At 46.1% G+C, this 19,150-nt stretch carries 17 protein-coding genes and 1 pseudogene; 17 read left to right on the top strand and 1 reads right to left on the bottom strand.

What is annotated here, in order from left to right:
• The first annotated feature begins 24 nt into the window (after window positions 1-24).
• The 8 genes and pseudogenes from AC04Q6_RS05155 to ftsZ all read left to right on the top strand — a co-directional run bounded on the left by AC04Q6_RS05155 (window position 25) and on the right by ftsZ (window position 11,522).
• On the top strand, window positions 25-2,094 hold the full coding sequence (locus AC04Q6_RS05155) for a penicillin-binding transpeptidase domain-containing protein (RefSeq protein WP_242996968.1): 2,070 nt from the start codon (window positions 25-27) through the stop codon (window positions 2,092-2,094).
• Window positions 2,095-2,160: 66 nt separating this feature from the next.
• Window positions 2,161-3,928, top strand: a pseudogene (locus AC04Q6_RS05150) (peptidoglycan D,D-transpeptidase FtsI family protein).
• Between the two features lie 63 nt (window positions 3,929-3,991).
• Entirely contained in the window at window positions 3,992-4,948 is a 957-nt protein-coding gene (gene mraY, locus AC04Q6_RS05145) for a phospho-N-acetylmuramoyl-pentapeptide-transferase (RefSeq protein ID WP_021977880.1), read from the top strand.
• 14 nt (window positions 4,949-4,962) lie between these two features.
• Window positions 4,963-6,318 (top strand): UDP-N-acetylmuramoyl-L-alanine--D-glutamate ligase, encoded by a 1,356-nt coding sequence (gene murD, locus AC04Q6_RS05140; RefSeq protein WP_021977879.1) that lies wholly within the window; start codon window positions 4,963-4,965, stop codon window positions 6,316-6,318.
• A 55-nt stretch (window positions 6,319-6,373) separates the two neighbouring features.
• Window positions 6,374-7,474: an FtsW/RodA/SpoVE family cell cycle protein gene (locus AC04Q6_RS05135; RefSeq protein ID WP_021977878.1), complete on the top strand. Its 1,101-nt coding sequence runs from the start codon at window positions 6,374-6,376 to the stop codon at window positions 7,472-7,474.
• Between the two features lie 27 nt (window positions 7,475-7,501).
• Window positions 7,502-8,782, top strand: coding sequence for a UDP-N-acetylglucosamine 1-carboxyvinyltransferase (murA, locus tag AC04Q6_RS05130; RefSeq protein ID WP_330384678.1), 1,281 nt, complete (start codon window positions 7,502-7,504; stop codon window positions 8,780-8,782).
• The gene (locus tag AC04Q6_RS05125; RefSeq protein ID WP_021977876.1) at window positions 8,779-10,119 is read left to right on the top strand and encodes a cell division protein FtsQ/DivIB; all 1,341 of its coding nucleotides are present in this window, start codon (window positions 8,779-8,781) and stop codon (window positions 10,117-10,119) included. Before murA ends, AC04Q6_RS05125 begins: the two co-directional genes overlap by 4 nt.
• Window positions 10,120-10,370: 251 nt before the next feature.
• Window positions 10,371-11,522, top strand: coding sequence for a cell division protein FtsZ (gene ftsZ / locus AC04Q6_RS05120; RefSeq protein WP_118070617.1), 1,152 nt, complete (start codon window positions 10,371-10,373; stop codon window positions 11,520-11,522).
• 75 nt (window positions 11,523-11,597) lie between these two features.
• Here the strand turns inward: ftsZ and AC04Q6_RS05115 are convergent, their stop codons facing one another.
• On the bottom strand, window positions 11,598-11,921 hold the full coding sequence (locus AC04Q6_RS05115) for a DUF1540 domain-containing protein (RefSeq protein WP_021977874.1): 324 nt from the start codon (window positions 11,919-11,921) through the stop codon (window positions 11,598-11,600).
• Between the two features lie 444 nt (window positions 11,922-12,365).
• Here AC04Q6_RS05115 and infC point away from each other — a divergent pair, with 444 nt between their 5' ends.
• From infC to AC04Q6_RS05070, 9 genes are all read left to right on the top strand, one after another.
• The gene (gene infC, locus AC04Q6_RS05110; protein ID WP_021977873.1) at window positions 12,366-12,860 is read left to right on the top strand and encodes a translation initiation factor IF-3; all 495 of its coding nucleotides are present in this window, start codon (window positions 12,366-12,368) and stop codon (window positions 12,858-12,860) included.
• A gap of 83 nt (window positions 12,861-12,943) precedes the next feature.
• Complete coding sequence (gene rpmI, locus AC04Q6_RS05105) at window positions 12,944-13,141, top strand: 50S ribosomal protein L35 (protein WP_019162770.1); 198 nt, start codon at window positions 12,944-12,946, stop codon at window positions 13,139-13,141.
• Window positions 13,142-13,174: 33 nt separating this feature from the next.
• A complete protein-coding gene (gene rplT, locus AC04Q6_RS05100) occupies window positions 13,175-13,531 on the top strand; it encodes a 50S ribosomal protein L20 (protein WP_015526090.1) in 357 nt (118 codons plus the stop codon).
• A gap of 240 nt (window positions 13,532-13,771) precedes the next feature.
• On the top strand, window positions 13,772-14,932 hold the full coding sequence (locus tag AC04Q6_RS05095) for an ABC transporter substrate-binding protein (protein WP_118070619.1): 1,161 nt from the start codon (window positions 13,772-13,774) through the stop codon (window positions 14,930-14,932).
• A 96-nt stretch (window positions 14,933-15,028) separates the two neighbouring features.
• The gene (locus AC04Q6_RS05090) at window positions 15,029-15,913 is read left to right on the top strand and encodes a branched-chain amino acid ABC transporter permease (protein ID WP_118070621.1); all 885 of its coding nucleotides are present in this window, start codon (window positions 15,029-15,031) and stop codon (window positions 15,911-15,913) included.
• A gap of 10 nt (window positions 15,914-15,923) precedes the next feature.
• Window positions 15,924-16,997, top strand: coding sequence for a branched-chain amino acid ABC transporter permease (locus AC04Q6_RS05085; RefSeq protein WP_021977872.1), 1,074 nt, complete (start codon window positions 15,924-15,926; stop codon window positions 16,995-16,997).
• A gap of 2 nt (window positions 16,998-16,999) precedes the next feature.
• Window positions 17,000-17,758, top strand: a complete 759-nt coding sequence (locus tag AC04Q6_RS05080; protein WP_015526087.1) for an ABC transporter ATP-binding protein — start codon at window positions 17,000-17,002, stop codon at window positions 17,756-17,758.
• Window positions 17,759-17,772: 14 nt separating this feature from the next.
• Window positions 17,773-18,483 (top strand): ATP-binding cassette domain-containing protein, encoded by a 711-nt coding sequence (locus AC04Q6_RS05075; RefSeq protein WP_476389563.1) that lies wholly within the window; start codon window positions 17,773-17,775, stop codon window positions 18,481-18,483.
• Window positions 18,484-18,493: 10 nt separating this feature from the next.
• On the top strand, window positions 18,494-19,114 hold the full coding sequence (locus AC04Q6_RS05070; protein ID WP_118070627.1) for a cytidylate kinase-like family protein: 621 nt from the start codon (window positions 18,494-18,496) through the stop codon (window positions 19,112-19,114).
• The last annotated feature ends 36 nt before the right edge of the window (window positions 19,115-19,150 follow it).

Below are 19,150 nucleotides of genomic sequence, written 5' to 3'. Positions count from 1 at the left end.
ACAGTTTTTTGAGCAGGTGATCGATTGAGTACAAGAAGGCGCAGGCCGGTAAAAAAAATTAATAAGAATATGAAAAAAAAGCTGGCAGTACTATTTTCTTTAGTGGTGTTGGCTTTAGTTGGTTTGGTGGCAAGAATTACCTATATTAATGCCACAAGCGGAAGCAAATACAGAAAACAGGTGCTGAGTCAGGCACAGCAGAAATATGAAAATCAGACACTCCCCGCCAAAAGGGGAGATATTTATGACCGGAATGGAAATATTCTGGCAACAAGCAACAAGGTCTATAATGTAATTCTTGACTGTCTGGAAGTCAACAAGGATGAGGACTCTGTGGAGCCGACCATCAAGGCTCTTGTGGAAGTACTTGGCCTGGATGAGGAGGAGATGCGTAAGCTTCTCAACGATGACAGCACAAAGAGCAGTCAGTATCAGATTGTCAAGAAACAGATCTCCATGGATGATAAGAAAGCCTTTGAGAGCTATGAGAATCCGGGGGATGACATTGAGCTGAGCGCCGCTCAGAAGAAAGAGCGTTCCAAGGTCACAGGAGTATGGTTTGAGGAGGATTACTTAAGATCTTATCCGTTCAACGAAACAGCCTGTGACACCATTGGTTTTACACTTTCCAGAGATGTGGCAGATGCAGGTCTGGAGGGTTATTACAATGCAACGCTTACCGGTGTTGACGGAAGACAGTATGGATACATCAACAATAATTCTGATGTGGAGCAGACGATCATAGAGCCCACCGACGGAAAAAGCATAGAAACTTCCCTTGACCTGGGGCTTCAGCAGATTGTGGAGAAGTATGTAAATACTTTTGAAGAAAAAATGGGAGCCAAGAATGTCGGTGTCATTATCGAAGATCCAAAAACAGGAGAAATTCTGGCCATGGATGGTGGTGACCGTTACGATCTGAATAATCCGAGAGACCTTTCCAACGTTTATTCCGAGAGTGAGATTGCGGCCATGAACGATGAGGAAACCGTAGATGCTCTGAACGGAATGTGGAGTAATTTCTGTGTGACAGACGCATACGAACCGGGATCAGTAGTAAAGCCCATTGTTATGAGTTCTGCTCTTGAGATGGGAGCCATTTCCGAGACAGATAATTTTGTCTGTGACGGAGGACAGTCCTTTGGTGCGGAAGGAGCTACGACATTTATTAAATGCGCGGTATGGCCCGATGCCCATGGAACAGAAGCACTTTCCGATGTTATTGCCAATTCCTGCAACGATGGTATGATGCAGATCGCGGCGAAAATGGGAAAAGATAATTTCCTCAAAACGCAGAGTACTTTTAATTTCGGAACAAGAACCGGTATTGATCTTCCGAATGAGGGAAGCGGTGTAATCCATACCAGCGAGACCATGGGAGAGACAGAGCTTGCATGTTCCGCCTTTGGACAGGGATATACACTGACCATGATCCAGGAGATCAACGCCATGTGTTCAGTCATCAACGGCGGATATTATTATCAGCCACATCTGGTAACCAGGATCAAAGACAGCAGCGGCGGAATTGTGAAGACGATTTCTCCGATCCTGATGAAACAGACCATTTCCGAGAAGATATCTGCGGATATCCGGTCTTATATGGCAGCCAGTGTAGATCACGGTACCAGCCGTACTTCCAAGGTTCAGGGCTACAGTTCCGGTGGTAAAACCGGTACAGCCGAGAAGCTTCCGCGAGGCAATGGCAAATATCTGGTATCTTTTATCGGCTTCGCGCCGGTGGATGATCCGGCTCTTGTAATTTACGTAGTTGTAGATGAGCCGAATGTAGAGGATCAGGCAAGCAGTACCTATGCACAGTATATTGCTCAGGGAATTCTTTCCGAAGCGCTTCCATATCTGAATGTACAGCCGGATGAGGCTGAGGACGGTGAAGTTCCGACGACAGAACTGTGGGACATCTTTAAAGGAATCAGCGATTCCGCAACAGGATCTGCCGCAGACGGACAGAAAGAAGCAATCTCCGATGAGAACGTTCCAAGCCCGCCGGAAGATGATTCTGAGGACGAAGATACAGAAGATAACAATGATATGCAAAGTGATGGCCTTACAAATGAAGAGGCAGGCCTGGAATAAGATTTCGAATACCCTCTCAGGGAAACGTCATATATTACAATGACAATCTCTGAGGGGGATTTTTTTATGATCCGGACCATGGTTTACCACAGGAAAAAAATCTGGGTGGTTTTTATGATCTGTGCGGTGCTTCTACTGGGACTTGTGGGGAGGCTTCTGTACCTTATGGGAGCGCAGTCTGAATATTATTCAAAAAAAGCAGAATGATCTTCATGAACGGGAACGTGATATCAAAGCGGCCAGGGGGAAAATTCTGGATATCAATGGAACTATTCTGGCAGATAACCGGACAGTCTGTACAGTATCCGTGATACACAGCCAGATTAAAGATCCGGAAAAAGTGATTCAGGTACTTGCCAGAGAGTTATCCATGGATGAAGAAATCATCCGGAAAAAAGTAGAAAAAATTTCTTCTATTGAAAGAATTCGAACAAATGTGGAAAAAACAACCGGAGATGCGATTCGTGAATATGCCCTTGCAGGTGTAAAAGTGGACGAAGATTACAAAAGATATTATCCCTGTGGTTCCCTTGCTTCCAAAGTGCTGGGATTTACAGGGGGTGACAACCAGGGGATCATTGGCCTTGAGGTGAAATATGATGAGATCCTGAAAGGTGAGTCCGGGAAAATTCTCACAGTTACCGATGCACGTGGAGTGGAGATCGACGGGACAGGAGAACGGCGGAAGGAGCCAGTGGCGGGAAATACACTGCGGACCAGTCTGGATGTTAACATCCAGAAATATGTACAGCAGGCGGCTCTGAAAGTGATGGAGGAAAAACAGGCGGAGCGGGTCTCCATTCTTCTTATGAATCCTCGGAATGGGGAAATCTATGCCTGTGTCAATGTTCCGGAATTTGACCTGAATGATCCGTTTACTTTGAATACAGAAGAAACAGCAGCAGATGGAAAAAAGAAGCAGGATCTTCTGAACCAGATGTGGAGAAATCCCTGTCTGAATGATACTTATGAACCAGGATCTACTTTCAAGATCATTACCATGGCAGCGGGACTGGAAGAAGGGGTTGTGTCAACCGAAGATCGTTTTTTCTGCCCGGGGTATAAAGTGGTGGAGGACCGGAGGATTCACTGTGCAAAAAGAACCGGACATGGTGCACAGAACTTTGTAGAGGGTGCACAGAACTCCTGCAACCCGGTGTTTATTGAGGTGGGACTGCGGCTGGGAGTAGATAATTATTATAAATACTTTAAACAGTTCGGACTTTTGAAAAAAACAGGAATTGATCTTCCGGGAGAAGCTGGAACGATCATGCATAACCCGAAAAATATGGGAGAGGTGGAACTTGCCACCGTATCCTTTGGCCAGTCGTTTCAGATCACGCCGATCCAGCTGGCAACAACGGTCAGTGCGATCATCAATGGCGGAAACCGGATCACTCCTCATTTTGGGATCAGTGTGGAAAGCGCAGACGGAACAGAAGTGCAGACACTGGAATATCCGGTGGAAACGGGGATCGTGTCCAAAGGAACTTCACGGACAGTACGGACGATTCTGGAAACGGTAGTTTCAGAAGGTTCCGGGAAAAACGCCGGGATCGAAGGTTTCTCCATCGGGGGAAAAACAGCTACCTCTCAGACTCTGCCCAGAGGTTCCGGCAGATACATTTCTTCATTCCTGGGATTTGCACCGGCAGAAGACCCGAAAGTTCTGGCCCTGTGCATTATCCATAATCCTCAGGGCATGTATTATGGCGGAATCATTGCCGCACCGGTAGTAAGAAGTATTTTTGAAAATGTGTTGCCCTATCTTGGAATTGCGAAGACCGTCACGCAGACTCCATCCGGGGAAAACCGGGCAGATGGGGTTGATTAATGAAAGGAAAAGCCTTATACTGTTGAAGAAGTATAAAAAAACGAAAGAATTAGAGGTGTGAGGATGGAGTTTCATGTTGTGATCCCTGTGCTGATCTCATTTGCGATCAGCCTTGTATTAGGACCGATTGTTATCCCTTTTTTAAGAAGACTTAAAATGGGACAGACAGAGAGAGAGCTGGGCGTGCAGTCCCACCTGAAAAAGAACGGTACCCCGACCATGGGCGGAGTGATCTTTCTCATTGCGACAACTGTGACATCACTGTTTTATATCAGAGATTATCCGATGATCATCCCGGTACTTTTCCTGACCCTGGGATTTGGACTGATCGGATTTCTGGATGATTATCTGAAAGTAGTCCTGAAACGTTCAGATGGTCTTCTGCCATGGCAGAAAATGGCACTGCAGATTGTTGTGACAGCTGTATTTGCTTTTTATCTTGTAAATTATTCCAACGTATCCCTGACTATGAAGATCCCGTTCTGGAGCGGACATTATCTGAATCTGGGATGGTTTGCGGTTCCGGTACTGTTTTTTGCGGTTATCGGTACAGTAAACGGAGTAAACTTTACCGACGGACTTGACGGACTGGCTTCCAGTGTTACCCTGATTGTTGCAGTATTTTTTACTGTTGTTTCCCTTGGAATGAACAGTGGTGTGGAGCCGATTACCTGTGCGGTTGTAGGCAGCCTTATGGGCTTCCTTCTGTTTAATGTATATCCGGCCAAGGTATTTATGGGAGACACCGGTTCTCTGGCACTGGGCGGTTTTGTGGCTGGTGTGGCTTATGCCATGCAGATGCCGCTGTTTATTATCCTGGTGGGACTGATCTACCTTATTGAGGTACTGTCCGTTATGATCCAGGTATCCTATTTCAAGGCAACACACGGAAAAAGAATTTTCAAGATGGCGCCTATCCACCATCATTTTGAGCTTTGCGGGTGGTCCGAGACACGGGTCGTTGCAGTGTTCTCTGTTGTAACTGCCATTATGTGCCTGATCGCTCTCCTGGCATTATAAGGAGGAACAGAAAAATGGATTTAAAAGGAAAAAAAGTTCTCGTTTTCGGAGCCGGAAAAAGTGGCATTGGTGCCGCTGACCTGCTTGGAAGTGTAGGAGCACAGCCGATAATCTATGACGGAAATGAAAACCTTGATAAAGAAGCGGTTTTACATAAAACAAACGGAACATACACCCCGGAGATCTGGGCCGGTGCTTTTCCGGAAGGAGAGATGGAAAGTCTTGATCTCGTAGTGTTAAGCCCGGGAGTTCCAACAGATCTTCCACTGGTAAAGAGCTTCTACGAAAAAGGCCTTCCGGTATGGAGTGAGGTAGAACTTGCCTACCGTACAGGAAAAGGCGAGGTTCTTGCAATTACAGGAACCAACGGCAAGACAACAACAACAGCTCTCCTTGGAAAGATTATGGGAGATGCCCGTGAATCTGTATTTGTTGTAGGAAATATCGGAACTGCATATACATCAAAATCACTGGAGATGCGTGAGGATTCTGTAACCGTTGCGGAGATCAGCAGCTTCCAGCTGGAGACTATCGAGCAGTTCCGCCCGAAGGTCAGTGCGATCCTCAACATTACAGAAGATCATCTGAACCGTCATCATACCATGGAAGAATACATCCGTGTAAAAGAGCTGATTACCAAGAATCAGGGACCAGAAGATGTATGTGTCCTGAATTATGAGGATGAAGTCCTCCGTAAATTCGGTGAGAACATCGTTCCGAAGGTGGTATATTTTTCAAGCCTGCGTAAACTGGATCAGGGTATCTATCTGGACGGAGATCAGATCATTCTGAAAACAGAAAAAGAAGAGATCCCGATCGTAAAGACAGGAGAACTTAAGATCCTTGGCCGTCATAATCACGAGAATGTAATGGCTGCAGCAGCCATGGCATATTATGCGGGAGTTTCTGTGGAAAGCATCCACAAGAGCGTATGCGAGTTTGTGGCAGTTCCTCACAGAATCGAGTATGTAACAGAGAAGAACGGCGTTGCCTATTACAACGATTCCAAGGGAACCAACCCGGATGCAGCCATCAAGGGAATTCAGGCTATGAACCGTCCGACTCTTCTGATCGGCGGTGGCTATGACAAGGAATCCAGCTATGACGAGTGGATAGAATCCTTCGACGGAAAAGTCCGTTATCTTGTTCTCATTGGCCAGACAAAAGAAAAGATCAAAGCAGCGGCAGAACGTCTTGGATTTACAGACATCATCCTCTGTGAGGATCTGAAAGAAGCAGTTCAGATTTGTGCGGAAAAAGCAAATCCAGGAGATGCGGTTCTTCTTTCACCGGCCTGTGCAAGCTGGGGACAGTTTGATAACTACGAACAGCGTGGCGACATGTTCAAGGAATATGTGAAAGCACTGTAATAATCCGAAAAATACATACATAAGCTGAAATAAAGACCACTGTGGAGGCCACAGCATGAAGGCAGAACAGAAACAGACCGGAAAGACTGATACCGTTCTCTGGGTTCTGGTTCTGATCCTTGTTGTGTTTGGCCTGGGGGCGCTTTTTTCGGCAAGCGAATATAATGGCAGAGTGCGTTTTCACGACTCTGCCTATTATTTTAAGAAGCAGCTCTTTGCCACGGCACTGGGGCTGCTTGTTATGTATCTGGCATCAAGGGTGGATTACCGCATTCCTGTGAAGCTGGCACCGGGCGCATATATTCTTTCACTTTTTCTCTCTACGGCAGTGCTGCTTTTCGGACAGGAGATTAACGGGTCGAAGCGGTGGCTGAACCTTGGGCCGCTGTCATTTCAGCCATCGGAGTATTCCAAGGTTGCGGTAATCCTTTTTCTCGTATGGCAGATCAGCCGGACAAAAAGCAAGACAACGGGGTTCTGGTTTATGTGCAGGACGATGATGACCCTGCTCCCGGTAGTTGGCCTGGTAGGTTCCAATAATTTAAGTACGGCGGTGATCATTCTAGGAATCGGTGTGATGCTGATCTTTGTGGCCAATCCCAGATATCTGCAGTTTCTGGCTCTGGGAAGTGCAGGAGTTGGATTTATTGCGGTTTTTCTTGCTGCGGAAAGTTACCGCCTGGAGCGTCTGGCGATTTGGAGGGATCCGGAAAAATATGAAAAAGGATTTCAGACCATACAGGGTCTGTATGCCATAGGAAGCGGAGGGATTTTTGGCAAAGGTTTCGGGAACAGTCTGCAGAAGCTGGGATTTGTACCGGAAGCCCAGAATGATATGATTTTTTCCATTGTGTGTGAAGAGACGGGAATTCTGGGGGCTTTTCTGGTACTTTTTCTGTTTGGGCTTCTGATCTGGAGGCTTTGTATGCTGGCACTGAACTGCCGGGATCTTAAGGGGACACTTCTATGCGCCGGAATCATGGCACATATGTCGATCCAGGTAGTCCTGAATGTTGCGGTTGTAACAAATACGATTCCCAATACCGGGATCACGCTGCCCTTTGTAAGTTATGGCGGAACTTCCGTTGTTTTTCTTCTGGGGGAGATGGGGCTGGCTTTAAGTGTCAGCAGTCACAGACATGGAAGAATCACATAGAATAAAAAGTAAGAGGCCCTTTTAGGAGTGGAAGACTTGAATGAGATCGATGAGATCGTCGTAACCGGAGGCAGGCCGCTGCATGGGACTGTGCGGATCCAGGGGTCAAAAAATACGGCACTTCCGGTTATGGCGGCGGCCCTTTTAAGCTCCGGGACCAGTGTACTGCGGGAGTGTCCGAAGATCACAGATGTATTTTTGATGGAAAAAATCCTCCGGGAGCTGGGCGCGGAAACCTGGTGGGAGGATCATGACCTTTATCTGGACTGCAGTCATGCGGACGGTACCGTGATACCGGAATATTTTTCCGGAAAAATGCGTTCTTCTGTGATTCTGCTGGGGGCAATGCTTGGACGGAATGGGAAAGCACGGACCGGTTATCCGGGCGGATGTGTCATTGGCAAACGTCCGGTGGATCTTCATATACAGGTTTTACAGAAGCTTGGTGCCAGAATCGTGGAAAACGGGAATGAGATTCAGGCAACCTGTGGAAAACTGAAAGGAGCGGAAGTGATTTTTCCCAAAAGCAGCGTGGGAGCCACAGAACAGGGAATTCTGGCAGCCGTTCTTGCAGAGGGAAAAACCGTTTTTACGGGATGTGCCCGCGAACCGGAAATTACCTGGCTGTGTCAGTATCTGACAGGGATGGGGGCAAAGATTGAAATTCTGGAAAATGGAAGTATCTGTATCGAAGGTGTAAAGAAACTGCATCCCGGCAGCGGGACGATTCCCCCGGACCGTATTGTTGCCGGAACCTATCTTATGGCAGCGGCGGCCACCAGAGGAGAGATCATTCTGGAAAATCCGCCGATCGATGAAATGCATGCAATCCTGGAAGTATATCGGAAAATGGGTGGACAATGTCACCGGATAGGTGGTAAACTAATAGTCAACGGAAAAAATGCAGGTTTTCCCCTTGAACTTCTGGAGACAGATGTTTACCCGGGATTTCCTACAGATCTGCAGTCTCCGGCGATGGCTGTGCTGGCCACGATCCCGGGAGTGAGCAGGATCCGTGAGAAGATTTTTGAGGACAGATATAAACTGGCGTCATGGCTCTGTTATATGGGAGCGAAGATTGAGATCCGGGATGGAATGGCTGTGGTACACGGAGGTTATCCACTTCGGGGATGCATCGTGGAAGCAGAGGAACTCCGCGGAGGTGCGGCACTTGTGATCGCGGCGCTTGCAGCAGAAGGGGTTACCAGGATCAGAGGCTGCTCCTTTATTGAAAGAGGTTATGAACATATCTGTGAAGATTTGACTGCGCTTGGCGGTCTGCTGATAAAGGACAGAGGAACTTTATGAAAAAATCCAAAAAAAATTCGCTGGCAGCAGCCGGAATGATTCTGGTTCTGCTGCTGGCAGGTGTTATTTTCTTTTTTACTTATTATCAGGTTGATGAAGTACAGGTGATGGGAAGTAGCCATTATTCTGAGAAACAGATCAAGAAGATGGTCCTTCGGGGGCCGCTGGCATCCAATTCTGTTCTGGCACCCCTTCTTTACACCAAACAGAATACAAAAGATGTTCCTTTTGTGGATGGTTATACAGTGACCAGACTTAACCGTCACACCATTTGTGTCAGTGTGAAGGAGAAGGATATTGTCGGCTGTATTCCTTATCTGGACAGTTACATTTACTTTGACAGAAATGGAGTTTTTGTGGAAGGTTCCACAGAACGCAATGAGAAGATTCCGTTTTTTGACGGAATTAAAGTAAAAAAAGTAATTCTCAATGAGAAGCTTCCTATTAAGGATGAGACTGTGATGAACACAGCGGTGGCTCTGTCTACTATTTTTTCAAAAAATGACAAGGTTCCGGATCATATTGAATTCGGAGATGACGGGCAGATCAGCCTGGTTTACGGAGATATTACGGTCAAGCTTGGAAAGGACGAGTATCTGGAAGACAAAATGACCAGGGTACTTGCCATTCTTCCGCTGATTTCCGGAAAAAAAGGAATTCTCCACGCTGAAAATGTAAATGATAATTCCAAGACCATAACACTGGAGCAGGAACAGGATGAGAATCAGAATTCCGAAGAAACCTGGACAGGCGGTTATGATGAGGAAGGAAATTACACAGGCGAGGGCGAATACGACGAAAATGGCAATTATGTAGGGCCGAAGCCTCAGAGTGATCTGGAATATGCAAAGGAAAAATGGATCGGCGGATATGACGAAGAAGGTGACTACACAGGAAGCGGTGAGTATGACGCCAACGGTAATTATGTCGGAGAAGCACCTACGGAAGAGAGTATGGCTGCCAAGGGAAACTGGAAAGGTGGATACCGTGAGGATGGCGGTTATGATGGAACCAGCGAATATGACCGTGACGGTAATTATGTAGGAACACTTGAGGATTATCTGGCATCAGAAGAAGGTAACGGAGACGGGACAGATTCTGCGAATGCAGACTCTGGAAATGCGGATTCCGAAAGCGCAGATACCGGAAGTTCCGATTCTCAGAATACGAATTCAGAGGATTCCGAAAACGGAGATTACACTTCGGATGGAAGTACGGATAATATGGATGAGGATACTGATACAGAAACGGATTACAATAGTGATTATGGTGATGGATCTGATAATTATGACGAAAATCAGGACGGAGATTACAGTGATGCGTCCGATTACCAGTGAAGATAAAAAAATCCTTTCTTATATAAATACCAGTATTTGGGCATTTTGCCAGAGATTGTTTTGCAAATGTTTCTGTTAATAGAAACAGTGCCGAAATTTAGTGAAAAAAGTATAAAAAAACAAAATTAGTGGTTGATTAATTACCGAAAAAAATATATGATATAACTATGTGTATATGTAGCTTGGAATAGATTATTACACTGAATCGGATATCAGGTAGAAATAAAGGAGGAAGTACATTGTTAGAGATAATGACGAATGAGGCTGAGTCTTCTGCGAAGATTATTGTAATTGGAGTAGGCGGCGCAGGTAATAATGCAGTAAACAGAATGGTGGAAGAGGCCATTGGAGGAGTTGAGTTTGTAGGTGTCAATACCGATAAACAGGCTCTGACACTGTGTAAAGCTCCGACTGTACTTCAGATTGGTGAGAAAATTACGAAAGGTCTTGGCGCCGGTGCACAGCCGGAAGTTGGACAGAAGGCAGCTGAGGAGAGCATTGAAGAAGTTAAGAAGATCATTGAGGGAGCTGACATGGTTTTCGTTACCTGTGGTATGGGTGGCGGAACCGGAACCGGAGCTGCTCCTGTAATCGCCGGTGCGGCGAAAGAAATGGGTATCCTGACTGTCGGTGTTGTTACCAAGCCTTTCCGTTTTGAAGCTAAGACTCGTATGAATAATGCACTTGCGGGAATCGAGAATCTGAAGAAAGCAGTTGACACTTTAATTGTCATCCCGAATGACAAGTTACTTGAGATCGTTGACAGAAGAACAACCATGCCGGAAGCACTGCGTAAGGCTGATGAGGTTCTTCAGCAGGCAGTACAGGGTATCACAGACCTGATCAATCTGCCGGCACTGATCAACCTTGACTTTGCAGACGTACAGACTGTTATGACAGACAAGGGAATCGCTCACATCGGTATCGGTGAGGCAAGAGGTGATGACAAGGCTATGGAGGCTGTACAGCAGGCGGTATCTTCTCCGCTTCTTGAGACAACCATTAAGGGCGCTACGCATGTGATCATCAATATTTCCGGAGATATTTCTCTTATGGATGCCAACGATGCGGCAAGTTATGTTCAGGAACTTACAGGTGAGGATGCGAATATTATCTTTGGTGCCATGTATGATGATTCTGTTGCAGATTATGCAAGGATTACAGTTATTGCAACAGGTCTTACAGACAATAACCTTCAGAATACACCATTTGGAAACAGAGCTTCCAATTCTGTATTCGGAGCAGCCAAGAAGACAAGCCCGTCACCGGCAAGCAGCATGAATCTTAATATGCCGAGCTTCAGTCTGCCAACTATGAATTCCACACAGTTTGGTACTAAGGCACCGACAAGCACTGTTCAGAAAAAGGACATCCAGATTCCGGATTTTCTTAAGAACAGATAATAAATGAACATAATAAAATCCGGCAGAGGATCCATCTGGAATCCTGCCGGATTTTTTGGCTTTCAGTTCAGAATATCAGCATTTACAGCTGAAAGTATCACATTTTGTATCACAGCAGCGATGTGCATTATCACCGGATACATTGATGGAAGCTGCGGTACATTTGCAGTGCTCATTGTAGGTACAGTTGTGTGCTTTGCAGTCGATGTTAATGGTTTCACATCCACAACCGGAATCAGCAGCATTTGTTGCAGAATCTTCTTTCTGATCGCGGAAACTTTCACAGGCGGTATCATCTGCATAACGTGCATCTGCGCCTTCCACATTAATGGCACCTTTGGAACAGAGAGAATCTTTGTTATAGTAGCAGTTGTGTGCGGAACATTTAAGGATTGTCATAAAAGTGTCCTCCTGATAAATATGATTTTACCGGAAACCGTCAGCTGTCGGACTTTGAACCTCTGATCAATGGTCCATGTTACAGTCTGTCTTATCGGATTCCGATGTTGGATAGTATGCCCGGAAAAAGAAAAACTCATACGCACAAATAAATACATAATAATATAAAAAAACAGTTGACAAACAGAAGATACCATGGTATTCTCTTAAAGTACGTAGCGAAAAGAAAGCAGAGTTCACTCTCACCTCAGCGCTGAAGATAAGCGACTCAGGTCAATATTGCACAGTACTGCGAACGGAGAGACTATCAGTCCGCAGGTGTAATTTTGAAGTGTGGACATCTGTCTACGCTTTTTTTGTGCAGGAAGAAATCCCGGCACAGTATTGAGAAAGAAAAAATTAATTCTATCATGTTCATGGAGGTGTACAACAATTAGCGGTTTAATGATTAACGAACAGATCAGAGACAGAGAGGTACGCTTAATTGGTCCGGACGGAGCTCAGCTTGGAATCGTGTCCGCCAGAGAAGCGATGGCGAAAGCACAGGAGGCAGGACTTGACCTTGTAAAGATTGCCCCACAGGCGAAGCCGCCAGTATGTAAGATCATTGATTACGGTAAATACCGTTACGAACTTGCAAGAAAAGAAAAAGAGGCCAGAAAAAAGCAGAAAACCATCGATGTCAAAGAAGTGCGTCTTTCCCCGAACATTGATACGAATGATTTAAAGACGAAGGTAAATGCAGCAAGAAAGTTCCTTAGCAAGGGCGACAGAGTTAAGGTTACACTTCGTTTCCGCGGAAGAGAGATGGCACATATGTCCAGCAGCAAACATGTGCTTGACGACTTCGCAGATCTTCTGTCCGATATAGCGACTGTAGAGAAGGCTCCGAAGGTAGAAGGCAGAAGCATGACAATGTTTCTGACTGAGAAACGGTAGATATCTCAGTCTTCACGGCAACAGCCGGGCAGAACGGGATGTTATATAAAATTTAGAAGTACCAAATCAAGGAGGAATTCATAATGCCAAAAATTAAAACTTGCAGAGCAGCAGCAAAGCGCTTTAAAAAAACAGGTACAGGAAAATTAGTAAGAAATAAAGCCTACAAGAGCCATATCCTTACAAAGAAATCTCAGAAGAGAAAGAGAAATCTGAGAAAATCTACTGTTGTTGATTCTACTAACGTAAAGAGCATGAAGAAAGCATTACCATATTTATAAGATAGAGAAGACGAACAGGAGGAGAATTAAGAAATGGCAAGAATTAAAGGCGGATTAAACGCAAAGAAAAGACATAACCGTACATTAAAACTGGCAAAAGGCTACAGAGGAGCCCGTTCCAAACAGTATAGAGTAGCAAAACAGTCTGTAATGAGAGCTCTTACAAGCTCCTATGCAGGAAGAAAACAGAAGAAACGTCAGTTCAGACAGCTCTGGATCGCACGTATCAATGCAGCTGCAAGAATGAACGGACTTTCCTACAGCAAAATGATGCACGGCCTTAAAGTTGCAAACATCGACATCAACAGAAAGATGCTTGCAGAGATGGCAGTTAACGATGCAGCAGGCTTCACAGCACTTGCTGAGATCGCTAAGAAAGCAATCGCATAAGTAAGAGATAAAGAGACGAAGAAGTCCAGGGAGTTTTTCCCTGGATTTTTCTTTTGTACAGAAAATTTATACAATTTGCCGAAAAAACACACAAGCTGTGAAACGGACAAGTGTCCGTCTTGTGCAATCATACGAAAAACAGGGGATCGGCAAATTCACCCTTGAAATAAAAAATATGCAATGCTATAATTTTACCATTAAACATTAGTAACGCGACAAAGCGCAGGAGGAGAGATTATTATGAAGAATTGGAAGAAAGTAATCGGCGTTGCATCAGCAGCAGCTATGACAGCAGCTATGATGATGCCTACATCAGTTTTTGCGGCAGATGATGAGACATTTAAGATCGGTGTGATCGGACCGATGACAGGTGATTACGCACAGTACGGTACCAACGTATACAACGCAGCCAAGATCGCAGCAGATGAGATCAACGAGAACGGCGGATTCAACGGATATAAAGTAGAGATTCTTGACGCAGGTGATGACCAGGGAGATCCGGAGAAGGCTGTTAACGCATACAATGACCTGATCGATAAAGGAATGCAGATGCTCTGTGGAACTGTAACATCCGGTTCCTGTATCGCAGTAGGAGCTGAGGCAGCTGAGGATACATTCCTCTTCACACCATCCGCAACAGCACTTGACTGTATCACAGCAGGAACAAACGAGTTCCGTATGTGCTTCACAGACCCGGCACAGGGAACCAAATCTGCTCAGTACATTTCCGAGCACAAACTTGCAACGAAAGTAGCAGTACTTTATGATTCCGCTGCTGACTACAACTCCGGTGTACATGACGCATTCGTTGCAGCAGCTGCTGATGACGGACTTGAAGTAGTTGCAGATGAGGCTTACACAACAGACAGCAACACAGACTATTCTGTACAGCTTGCAAAGATCAAGAAGAGCGGCGCTGAGCTTCTTTTCCTTCCGAACTACTATTCCGACAATGCGCTGATCCTTCAGCAGGCATCTGAGGCAGGGCTTGACATTAAATTCTTTGGTGTAGATGGCATGGATGGTATCCTCAATGTAGAGAACTTCGATAAATCCCTTGCAGAGGGTGTTATGCTTCTGACACCATTCTCCGCAACAGCTACAGATGAGAAGAGCCAGAACTTCGTAAAAGCATACGGCGATGCTCACAACGGTGAGATCCCGAACCAGTTTGCGGCAGATACATATGATGTACTTTACGCAATGCAGCTTGCAGCTGACGATGCAAAGATCACACCAGATATGGAAAATGCAGACATCAGTGCAGCAATGAGCGCATCCATGGCAAACATCGAGCTTGACGGACTTACCGGAAAAGCAAAATGGACCGAGGATGGCGAGTGTGATAAAGAGCCGAAAGCATTCGAGATCAAAGACGGTGCTTATGTAGAGATGAAATAAGTAATTTCTGTTAACGTTAGGGGTCAGGGGACGGTTGCCTTTAGTGGAAATCGTCCCCTTTTTCCCTTATCAATAAACAATTAAAAGAGGTGCGTTATGAGTTTTATATCTTATTTAAAAGACGGCATCAGTCTTGGCAGTATCTATGCGATCATTGCACTTGGATATACCATGGTTTATGGTATTGCCAAGATGCTGAACTTCGCACACGGAGATGTTATTATGGTAGGAGCTTATATCATTCTTACCTGTATCACAAGAGGCGGCATGTCACCGATCCTTGCTGTGATCCTTTCCGTTGTGATCTGTACACTGCTTGGTGTTGTCATTGAGAAGGTAGCTTACAGTCCACTTAGAAAAGCTTCCTCAAACCTGGCCGTTCTTATCACGGCTATCGGTGTCAGTTATCTGCTTCAGAACCTGGCACTTCTGATCTTCGGCGCAGATGCCAAGAGTTTCGTAGCTGTTATCAAATTTCCGTCCATCACACTGTTTGACGGTGAGCTTACCATCAAGGGAATCACCATCGTAACCATCCTTGCATGTATCATCATCATGGTGGGACTTTCCCTCTTTGTAAAAAAGACAAAACCTGGCCGTGCCATGCAGGCGGTTTCCGAGGACAGAGATGCGGCACAGCTGATGGGAGTTAACGTCAATGCGACAATTTCCCTCACATTTGCCATCGGTTCCGGACTTGCAGCGATCGCAGGCCTTCTGCTCTGTCAGACTTATCCGACACTGACTCCGTACACAGGAGCCATGCCTGGTATCAAAGCTTTCGTAGCTGCTGTATTCGGTGGAATCGGTTCGATTCCGGGAGCTATGGTCGGCGGCATCCTTCTGGGAATCATCGAGATCTTCGGAAAAGCTTATATTTCTTCCCAGGTTGCAGATGCGATCGTATTTGCAGTCCTGATCGTCGTGCTTCTTGTAAAACCTACCGGACTGTTCGGCAAGAACATCCAGGAGAAAGTGTAAGGTGGCCGATATGAAGAATATGAAAAACAAAACAACAAAAAATAACATGATCAACTATGGAATCGTCATTGTACTCTTTGTGATCGTACAGGCACTTTCCTCAACTGGAAATCTTTCCAGACTTCTTATGGGACTTCTTGTTCCCCTTTGTGTTTATACCATTGCATCAGTTTCCCTGAACCTGGTAGTCGGTTTTTCCGGTGAGTTGAGCCTTGGACATGCGGGCTTCATGTGCGTGGGAGCTTTTTCCAGTGCCCTGTTTTCACAGGTTGCTGCAGACTCCATTCCGCAGGTTCCTCGCTTTATCCTTGCAATCCTTGTAGGTGCGGCAGTTGCAGCACTGTTCGGTGTGATCATCGGTATTCCGGTACTTCGTCTCCGCGGTGACTACCTGGCTATTGTTACACTGGCTTTTGGTGAGATCATCAAGAACCTGATCAATGTACTTTACATTGGCGTGGATGACAAAGGACTTCACGTTGCAACCAGTGCGGCAGGTCTTCATATGGATCCGGGCGGAAAACAGATCCTCAAAGGTGCCCTTGGTATTTCAGGAACAGCAACTCTTTATAAAGATATCAAGAATTACTTTTTCCTGATCGGTGTGATCCTTCTTCTTCTGACTCTGTTTATCGTGCAGAACCTGGTTAACTCCAGAAGCGGACGTGCGATCATGTCAACCAGAGATAACCGTATCGCAGCAGAATCCGTGGGAATCAATATCACCAGATACAAACTGCTTGCATTTACGATTTCCGCAGCCCTTGCAGGAGTGGCAGGCGTGCTGTATGCACATAACCTTTCTCTTCTGAAGGTATCTGTATTTGATTACAACATGTCCATCCTGGTACTGGTATATGTGGTACTTGGCGGGATCGGAAACATCAGAGGATCCATCATCGCGACCATTATCCTCTATGCACTGCCTGAGCTTCTCCGTGGATTCGCAAACTACCGTATGCTGATCTACGCCATCGTGCTGATCATCATGATGCTCTTTAACTGGGCACCTGCAGCAAGAGACTGGAGAGCGCGCATGGTAGAGAAATTTAAAGGCAAAAAAGCGAAAAAGGAGGTGGCCTGATCATGGCAATGCTGGAAGTAAATAATCTGTCTATCCAGTTCGGCGGTCTTCGTGCTGTTGACGGCTTTAACATGACCATTGAGAAAGGACAGCTCTATGGACTGATCGGACCGAACGGTGCCGGTAAGACAACGGTGTTCAACCTTCTCACAGGCGTATACAAGCCAACAGAGGGAATCATTAAACTGGACGGCCAGGACATTACAGGAAAAAGCACCATCGAGATCAACAAGGCCGGAATCGCAAGAACTTTCCAGAATATCCGTCTTTTCAAGGATATGCCGGTTCTTGACAATGTAAAAGTAGGACTTCACAATCATCATCCATACTCCACACTGACCGGAATCTTAAGACTGCCGAAATATTATAAGGTAGAAAAAGAGATGAACGAACGTGCCATGGAGATCCTGAAGGTCTTTGACCTGGATAAGGAAGCAGACACTCTGGCAGGCAACCTGCCTTATGGTAAACAGCGTAAGCTGGAGATCGCCAGAGCCCTTGCCACAGATCCGAAGCTTCTTCTTCTGGATGAGCCGGCAGCCGGCATGAACCCAAATGAGACGCAGGAGCTGATGGATACCATCCGTTTTGTGCGGGAGCATTTTGATATGACAGTCCTTCTGATCGAGCATGACATGAAACTGGTCGGTGGTATCTGTGAGGAACTGACAGTTCTGAACTTCGGTCAGGTGCTGATCCAGGGTGAGACATCCGCAGTGCTGAAAGACCCGACAGTTATTACTGCATATCTGGGAGAATAAGGAGGAACGAGATAATGGCAATGTTGGAAGTAAAGGACCTCCAGGTCTACTATGGTGTGATCCAGGCCCTGAAGGGAATTTCTTTTCATGTAAATCAGGGAGAGGTTATTGCGCTGATCGGTGCCAACGGTGCCGGAAAGACAACCACACTTCAGACACTTACCGGAATTCTTTCTCCGAAGTCCGGAAGCATTGTGTTTGAGGGAAAAGACCTCACAAGAACACCGGCCCATAAGATCGTAGAGATGGGTATGGCACACGTTCCGGAGGGAAGACGTGTATTTGCGGATATGTCCGTTTACGAGAATCTTCTTCTTGGAGCTTATACAAGAAAGGACAAGGCGGAGATCGCAGAGAGCCTTGCCAGTGTATACAAGAGATTCCCGCGTCTGGAAGAACGTAAAGGACAGCGTGCCGGAACACTTTCCGGTGGCGAGCAGCGAATGCTTGCCATGGGTCGTGCGCTGATGAGTAAGCCAAGGATCATTCTGATGGATGAGCCGTCCATGGGTCTGTCACCGATCTTTGTAAATGAGATCTTTGATATCATCCGTGAGGTAAGCGAGAGCGGCACAACCGTACTTCTTGTTGAGCAGAACGCAAAGAAAGCACTTTCCATTGCGGACCGTGCGTATGTTCTTGAGACAGGAAGCATCACCATGGATGGAAAGGCCGAGGATCTTCTGAACGATGAGGCTGTTCAGAAGGCATATCTTGGAGAGTAGGAGGAAAGACATGGATAATTTCGTAATTACCATTGCAAGACAGTATGGAAGCGGCGGACGTACCATCGGAGAGGAGCTTGCAAAGAAATTAGGGATTTCTTACTATGACAAGGATATCATCCGCATGGCATCTGAGGAGAGCGGCATTCATGAGGAGCTTTTCGGACGCGTAGATGAAAATGTCAGCGCAAAACAGAAGCTTTTTGCAAAGACCGGCATCTATAAAGGAGAGCTGATTCCGCCCCAGAGCAAAGACTTCACGTCTGATGAGAACCTGTTTAATTATCAGGCGAAGGTGATCCGCCATCTGGCAGAGACAGAATCCTGTGTGATCATCGGACGCTGTGCAAACATGATCCTCAAGGATTATCCAAATGTCCTTCGGGTGTTTGTTTACGGAGACTGGGATTTCCGTATCTGCGAGGCAAGCAAAAAGCTCAGCGGCAGCACAAAGGATATTGAGAAGTTCATGCATAAGGATGACAAGCGCAAGGAAGACCTGTCGAAACGCTTTATGGGCGTTGACTGGGCAGATATGACAAAGTACAATCTGTGTCTGGACAACGGTACCCTTGGCTATGAGAAATGCATTGAGGAGATCGAGAGCGCGCTTGAGATCCTGAAGAAATAAAAGAACAGACTGCGCGGATATCCCCGGGAAGAGAAC

The sequence above is a fragment of the Blautia sp. HA9023 genome (assembly GCF_056504095.1).
Note: the sequence above shows the minus strand (reverse complement) of the source record. Positions and strands in the feature narration are given on the sequence as shown.